The 6563-nt window shown below is 37.3% G+C and carries 7 protein-coding genes; 4 read left to right on the top strand and 3 right to left on the bottom strand.

Annotation, left to right across the window (positions count from 1 at the left end; all coding sequences use genetic code 11):
• Together F6K22_RS26945 and F6K22_RS26940 are read right to left on the bottom strand one after the other, a co-directional pair.
• The coding region (locus F6K22_RS26945; protein WP_293105165.1) for a methyltransferase domain-containing protein at positions 1–542 on the bottom strand (542 nt) is incomplete at its 3' end.
• 60 nt (positions 543–602) lie between these two features.
• Positions 603–746 carry a hypothetical protein gene (locus F6K22_RS26940; protein WP_293105162.1) on the bottom strand — a complete coding sequence of 48 codons (144 nt, stop codon included), beginning with the start codon at positions 744–746 and terminating at the stop codon, positions 603–605.
• Positions 747–956: 210 nt separating this feature from the next.
• Here F6K22_RS26940 and pap point away from each other — a divergent pair, with 210 nt between their 5' ends.
• The 3 genes from pap (at position 957) to F6K22_RS26925 (ending at position 5215) form a co-directional block, all read left to right on the top strand.
• Positions 957–2441 (top strand): polyphosphate:AMP phosphotransferase, encoded by a 1485-nt coding sequence (pap, locus tag F6K22_RS26935; RefSeq protein WP_293105158.1) that lies wholly within the window; start codon positions 957–959, stop codon positions 2439–2441.
• A 71-nt stretch (positions 2442–2512) separates the two neighbouring features.
• The gene (locus tag F6K22_RS26930) at positions 2513–4057 is read left to right on the top strand and encodes an RNA-guided endonuclease InsQ/TnpB family protein (protein ID WP_293105155.1); all 1545 of its coding nucleotides are present in this window, start codon (positions 2513–2515) and stop codon (positions 4055–4057) included.
• Positions 4058–4228: 171 nt separating this feature from the next.
• Entirely contained in the window at positions 4229–5215 is a 987-nt protein-coding gene (locus tag F6K22_RS26925) for a YdcF family protein (RefSeq protein WP_293105152.1), read from the top strand.
• A 305-nt stretch (positions 5216–5520) separates the two neighbouring features.
• Here the strand turns inward: F6K22_RS26925 and F6K22_RS26920 are convergent, their stop codons facing one another.
• Complete coding sequence (locus tag F6K22_RS26920) at positions 5521–5835, bottom strand: hypothetical protein (RefSeq protein WP_293105150.1); 315 nt, start codon at positions 5833–5835, stop codon at positions 5521–5523.
• Positions 5836–6053: 218 nt separating this feature from the next.
• Between F6K22_RS26920 and F6K22_RS26915 the strand changes: the two genes are divergently transcribed.
• Positions 6054–6440, top strand: coding sequence for a helix-turn-helix domain-containing protein (locus F6K22_RS26915; protein WP_363274509.1), 387 nt, complete (start codon positions 6054–6056; stop codon positions 6438–6440).
• The last annotated feature ends 123 nt before the right edge of the window (positions 6441–6563 follow it).

The following is a 6563-nucleotide window of genomic DNA, read 5'->3' as shown; positions in this document are numbered from 1 at the left end:
GCGTGCCACTCCTCAAAATCTGCTGTTGACAAATGGGCTTTACCCTTATTTGCGTACCACTGAGCATTACCGACAATATAGTTTTTAGCTTCTGGTGTAAGAGGACTATATATCTGTACTGCGTAGGATTTGCTAGATACATTTTTTAGACCTTCCTTCAAAAGTAAACCGTGCAACTTTCGTCCCGAATAATTATCAAAAGGTGGATTAGGTGGTTCTTCTTCAAGAGCTAGAACTGTAGATGTCAAAACTTTCATCATCAGCAATGGAGCGATTGGATGAAAAACTAAAACAGAGCCTTCAAAATCTTTGAGTGCAATCCTTACAGCTTTTTTAGTCACTCGCTTCTGCTCTTTCAAAACCCTTTGATGATCGGTAACATAAGCAAAGCAGTTCCCAAAAAAAACCAGGTCAAAGCTTTCATCTGCAAAAGGTAGTGAGTAGAAATCTCCAACCTGAAAATCTATTATTTCTTTATCTTGCTTTGTAAGATTTTCAGCAGCATAACCGATCAAGTCTTCATCAATATCAAGCCCTACGATCCGACCATTGGGCTTTATTTTTTCATATAGTAATGATGTCCACAGGCCAGGCCCACAACCCTAGTCCAAGATACTATGACCTGGACTAATGTTCAAATCATCAACCATCTGGCTCCTGTGTAATTCTTTTGCTTTGTGATGATCGATGAGCCATTTTAATCCCCAATTAACATATTCTCCACGTTTGTTGACATCTTGTGACATTTTTTACCGAATAATTAAGGTTTAAAGTCTCTCCTTTAAAGAAGAAACAAGAAAAAATTTTCATGATTAATAATTACCTCTCCTTGAAAAGGAGAGGTAATTATTAATTATTAATTATTAATTGTTGAACTCTTTGGTTTCATCTTTATCTATATTAAAAGTTAATGTGCTGAAAAATGCTTAATTCCCACTACTATACTAATTAAAGTGATGTTAGAGACTCTGGACTTAGACCTTTCCCTGGACAAAGATACCTACAAAACACAGCTAGAAACATTGATGCGACAGTTGCGATCGCTACAGACAGCTTGTTGGCAAAATAAATTACCTATGCTGATAGTATTAGAGGGTTGGGCAGCAGCAGGTAAGGGCGCTCTAATTAAACAAATAGTCGGATATATGGACCCACGGGGATTTGTTGTTCATCCAATTTGGGCTACTACAAAACAAGAGGAGCAATATCCTTTCCTGTGGAGGTTTTGGCAAAGAATTCCTAGAGCAGGACAAATCGTGCTATTTTATCATAGTTGGTACACCCATGTCTTAGAAGACCGATTGTTGAAAAGTGTGTCAGAGGCAGATATACCAATAATTATCCGACAAATCAATGCTTTTGAACGTCAGATGGTCGATAATGGGGCAGCGATCGCCAAATTCTGGATTCATCTGAGCAAAAAAGAACTGAAGAAGCGTCTCAAAGAAACCGCTGATGACCCATTGAGAGCTTGGCGAGTCAGAAGTCAAGACTGGCAACAAGCTAAAAATCATGAAAAATATACTGCTTTTGCGGAGGAAATGCTGATTCATACCAGCACAGGATTTGCTCCCTGGACTTTAGTTGAAGGAAACTCTCAACGTTGGGCAAGAGTCAAAGTCCTGACAGAAATTGTTTCGACATTGACTCAAGCTTTAGACCAAATGCATATTAGGTTACCACGACCAAATAATCCTCTTCAAGAACAACTCAAACCCACGGAACAAGATTTTTTGGCTCAAGTAGATTTGACCCAATGCTTGTCGCCAAAACAGTACAAAAAATCTTTAAATGAGCAGCAAGAGCTTTTAAGTAAACTGCAATTGGAAATATACAAACATCAAATACCAGTTTTAATCATATTTGAGGGATGGGACGCTGCTGGTAAAGGTGGGGCAATTAAACGGTTGACGGATAACTTGGACCCTCGCAGCTATGTAGTTAATGCTTTTGCTGCACCAACGGAGGAGGAAAAAGCCTATCATTATCTTTGGCGTTTCTGGAAAAGGTTGCCAGAAGCAGGAAAAATTGGTATTTTTGACCGCAGTTGGTATGGTCGAGTATTAGTGGAGCGAGTGGAGAGATTTGCCACAGAGTCAGAATGGCAGTGTGCTTATCGGGAAATTAATGAGTTTGAGGAACAATTGACCACTGCAGGTTATGTTTTGGTCAAGTTTTGGTTACATCTAAGCCCGGAAGAACAGCTAAGGCGGTTCACTGAGCGACAAAACGACCCATTTAAACAGTATAAACTTACTGAAGAAGATTGGCGCAATAGAGAGAAATGGCAAGTTTACGAAGTAGCTGTAAATCAAATGATTCAGCGTACAAGTACACCAACAGCTCCTTGGACTTTAATTGCGGGTGATAATAAACGTTATGCTCGTGTTAAAGTAATCCAAACAGTGACAGAAAAATTGGGTTTGAAGCCTCGCCCATAAGCGGGCGACTTTTTAGTTGATTTTGTTTGAAAAAAATATATTATCCTAAATGTTAATTAAAAAGTCATATTGTGAAAGCTAGATTTAAGTACCGTATATATCCAACACCAGGACAAAAATACCGATTAGCAAAGCTATTTGGTTGTGTTTGCTGCGCAACGCTGCGCGAAGGTGTTGTTTGGAATGATAGTCTAGCTTGCTCTCAAGAAAAGTACAAGTCAGGAGAAAAGAAGTCTTACTTATCTGAACTACAAAAACAGTTTATTACTCAGGCTAAAAAGACTGAATATAGAGAGTGGTTAAGTGAAGTTTCAGTTATACCATTACAGCAGTCATTAAACAATTTAAACCAGGCTGATCAAAACTTTTTTCAGCTAGGGACGTTTCATGCAACGTCCCTAGGTAAGAGAAAAGGCAAACCAGTTAAACCTCCTAAATTCAAAAGCAGAAAATCAAAACAGACTGCCAAGTTTACCTTGAGGGGATTTAAAATACACCAAGACAAAGTTTCCCTATCTTCGCTAAATAAACTCCAAATAATCTGGTCTAGGGAGTTACCGACTATTAGCGAAGCTCGTCTGTTAGCAAAGTTCCTCCTTTTAGGCAACATTCTGCAGGAAAGAAGGCAAGAGGTACTATCATCAATAACAGTCATCAAAGATTCTGCTAATAGATATTTTCTAAGTTTTGTAGTAGAAATTAATCCTGAAACTTTACCTCAAAGTGAATTATCAGTAGGCATAGATTTAGGTATCAAGACTTTTGCCACTTTAAGTAATGGCGAAAAAGTTGATGCTCCTAAGGTACTCAAAAAACGAATTAAGAAGTATCGAAAATTAAGCAAGTCATTATCTAAGAAAACTAGAAGGTTTAAAAGGTATGAAAAAGCCAGATTAAGAGTTGCTAAATTTCATGCTAAATTGAAAGACACTAGGACTGATTTTCAGCATAAATTATCTACTGAAATAATTTATCAAAACCAAACAATTGTTTTAGAGTATTTGAATGTTTCTGGTATGGTAAAAAAGCGGTGCGACCCCACGACGACGTTAGCGTTAGCGTTAGGGAAGCTCCTCTGCAAGAGACAGCTCCTCTGCAAGAGGCAAGTCGCAAGCGGTCAGATCCCGCGTCGGCGTAAGACGCAAGCGATCGGATCCCGCGTCGGTGTAAGACGCAAGGGAATGCTGACCAAGAGAGGGAATGCTGACCAAGAGAGGGAACGTGCACCAAGAGATCGCAAATCATCCAGAACCATATCAGATTTAGGATGGAGAAAATTCAGAAAGTTTTTAGAGGCAAAAGGAGAAAAATACGGTCGTGATTTTAGAGTAATTAGTCGTTGGGAACCTACAAGTCAAAAATGTTCATGTTGTGGTTTCCATGGAGGCAAATTAGACTTTTCAGTTAGAGAATGGGAATGTCTTAATTGTGGTAGTAAGCACGACCGTGATGAGAATGCAGCAATAAATATATTAGTCGCCGGAGGGCATTCGGAGACATTAAATGGACGTGGAGGCAAGCTTAACCCACCCCCATCCCCTCTCGGGAGGGGAGTAAGAGGGGTGGGTCCAGCAGCCTATGAAACGTCAACCCGCCGAGGAGCTAAGGCTCAGTAGGAATCTCCGTGCCTTTAAGCCGGAGAGGATGTCAAAGAAGCAATTAATTATCAACTGAAGTTTTGCTAAAACCAGTTGACTTTTATTTTTATATACGGGAAATGCTGCATCAATACAATCACTTGATTAAGCAAAAAATCCCAATTTTCTCAGGACAAAAATCAAAAAATTATGCTGATAATCTTAACCAGAATAGTATTTTGTATACTATTAATTTGTATAATTAAATCACTTTGGGACAATTCAGGTGGTGATAAGAGAAACTTAATTTCTAAGTTATTACTTGTATTTTCAATTATTCTGTTAATACTGGCATTTTATGCACCAGATAGTCCGGTAGGTGCTGCTGTTTTTAGGTTTCTAGCTTTTGCATTTAAACCACTTGGTTTTTCGATTATATTGTTGGTTTATGCTACTACTCTAATATCGGGTGGAGGGATAAAAGGTCCAGCACCAACCCTGATTATTACAGCATTAATAGTTCTGATAATTACTAGCGCACCAGTATTTGCTGTATGGGCAGCTCAAGAAGCGGAAGAAGATGCTATAGAAGTAGTTGGTTCCTCAGCTTGTTGTAGTGAAACAGCAGATGCAATTGTATTATTAGGTCAAGGAACAACTCAACCAATAATACCAGATAGAATACAAATTCAGCTTACTAAAACGGCAGAGCGTATTATTTATGCGGCTCAATTATATAAAAAAGGTTTAGCTCCTTACATTATAGTAAGTGCTGGTCCAAGAATTGAAGATGATGTTAATACAGTTGAAGCTGTAGATATCAAGAGAGTTTTAATTGAATTGGGTGTTCCAAGATCGGCTATTATTCTTGAGCCAAATGGAGCGACTTTGCATGAAAGTGCAATTGAAACTCGTGAAATATTAGATGAAAGAGGTTTAGAACCTGTTGTTATTCTTGTTACTTCTGCTATTCAGATTCGTCGTGGTAGTTTAACTTTTACTCGAGAAGGAATGAGGGTTATTCCCGCTCCCACAGATTTTAATGCTGTTAATCCTTATGAAGATTCTACGTATCGTTTTGTACTAGCAGATTTTCTACCTAAAGCAGAAGCACTTTTACTAACTACTGAAGTTTGGGAAGAATATTTGGCATTATTTTATTACTTCCTACGCGGTTGGTTAGCTCCTGGTTTCTAAATAACCATTTTTGTAAGCATTCAGCCGTCAGCTTCATTACCTTTAAAGCAATCGAGTCGTTTTTGTGCTTCAATTTTATTGTTGAAAATGTAGTAGAAGTTAAACAAATGCTTGCTTCATTCATTAAAAAGCTGACAGATGAAACCTAATAGCTGAATGCTTAACTATTTTTTTTCTTTCATACAATTTAGTTTATGCCCCACTTAAAACTTTGAGAGAAAGGGGCATTTTCATTTCATTAATAGTTATACCAAATCTGGTTGCTCAAATGTGTTCTAAAAAATTGTAGTTAACCCATTTCAATATTATTCAAAAGATATTTCTAATTGGTCATAATTACTAGGGTATTTAGCTGTCGAATTATTTTCTGAATTAGCAGGTGGAGGTTCAGATGTAGGTGTAGATGGTTGGTCATTTATACTTTTTTGACCACCTGGTACTAAAAAAGTAACAATAAACCAAATACCTAAAAATATAAGTAATAATAGAGTCACAAAATCTTTTCCTGGAGGTGTCTTTGGTGGTTTATCTTTGGGTTTTTCGAGTTTAACTTTAATAGAATCAGTTTCAATAGTATTATCGTCTTTTACGTTGAATGTAAGAGAAAATTGCTTGCCCATATTTGTTAATCCTATTGTGGCAAATATTATAGTCAAGATATTAAGATCATTGTAGTAATATTTTGAGTTTAATTTCAGACAAGATTATTTAGTAGTCATAAATTTACCGAAAAATTGGTTCTCAAGGCTCGCCCTTATAGGGCGACTTTTTAGTTGATGAGTGTTTCAATAAATATGTTATCATATATCATCCTAGATGTTAGTTGAAAATTCAGATTATGAAAGCTAGATTTAAGTATTGTATCTATTCAACACCGGGACAAAAATACCGACTAGCAAGGCTATTTGGTTGTGTCCGTGTTGTCTGGAATGATAGTTTGGCTTTCTGTCAAGAAAAGTACTTCTTAGGAGAGAAAAGACCTGTTAACTCTGAGCTACAAAAACAGTTTATTACTCAAACTAAAAAAACTGAAGACAGAGAATGGTTATTAGAGGTTTCTGCTATACCACTACAGCAATATTTAAATGATTTAAACCGTAGGGGCGATTCGCGAATCGCCCCTACTAGATATTTTCTGAGTTTTTTAGCAGAAACTTTACCTGAAACTGATAATTCAGTAGGTATAGATTTACGAATCAAGACTTTTGCTACATTCATTCAGTAATGGTAAAAAGGTTGATGCTCCTAAGCCACTTAAGAAACGAATTAAGAAGTAGCCTGTTGCCTCCTCCGGAGGAGCTGCGCTAACGAAAGTTAAGTAAGTCATTATTTCAGAAAACTAGAGGCA

The sequence above is a fragment of the Okeania sp. SIO2F4 genome (assembly GCF_010672385.1).
Classification (GTDB): Bacteria; Cyanobacteriota; Cyanobacteriia; order Cyanobacteriales; family Microcoleaceae; genus Trichodesmium.
The sequence above is the reverse complement of the archived record's forward strand: the minus strand, read 5'-3'. Positions and strand labels throughout refer to the sequence as shown.

Bases quoted from the DNA above. Each gene is read 5' to 3' on its own strand.
- F6K22_RS26915 (WP_363274509.1), top strand. From the start codon at position 6,054: ATGAAAGCTAGATTTAAGTATTGTATCTATTCAACACCGGGACAAAAA.
- F6K22_RS26940 (WP_293105162.1), bottom strand. From the start codon at position 746: ATGTCACAAGATGTCAACAAACGTGGAGAATATGTTAATTGGGGATTA.
- F6K22_RS26925 (WP_293105152.1), top strand. From the start codon at position 4,229: ATGCTGATAATCTTAACCAGAATAGTATTTTGTATACTATTAATTTGT.
- pap (WP_293105158.1), top strand. From the start codon at position 957: ATGTTAGAGACTCTGGACTTAGACCTTTCCCTGGACAAAGATACCTAC.
- F6K22_RS26920 (WP_293105150.1), bottom strand. From the start codon at position 5,835: ATGGGCAAGCAATTTTCTCTTACATTCAACGTAAAAGACGATAATACT.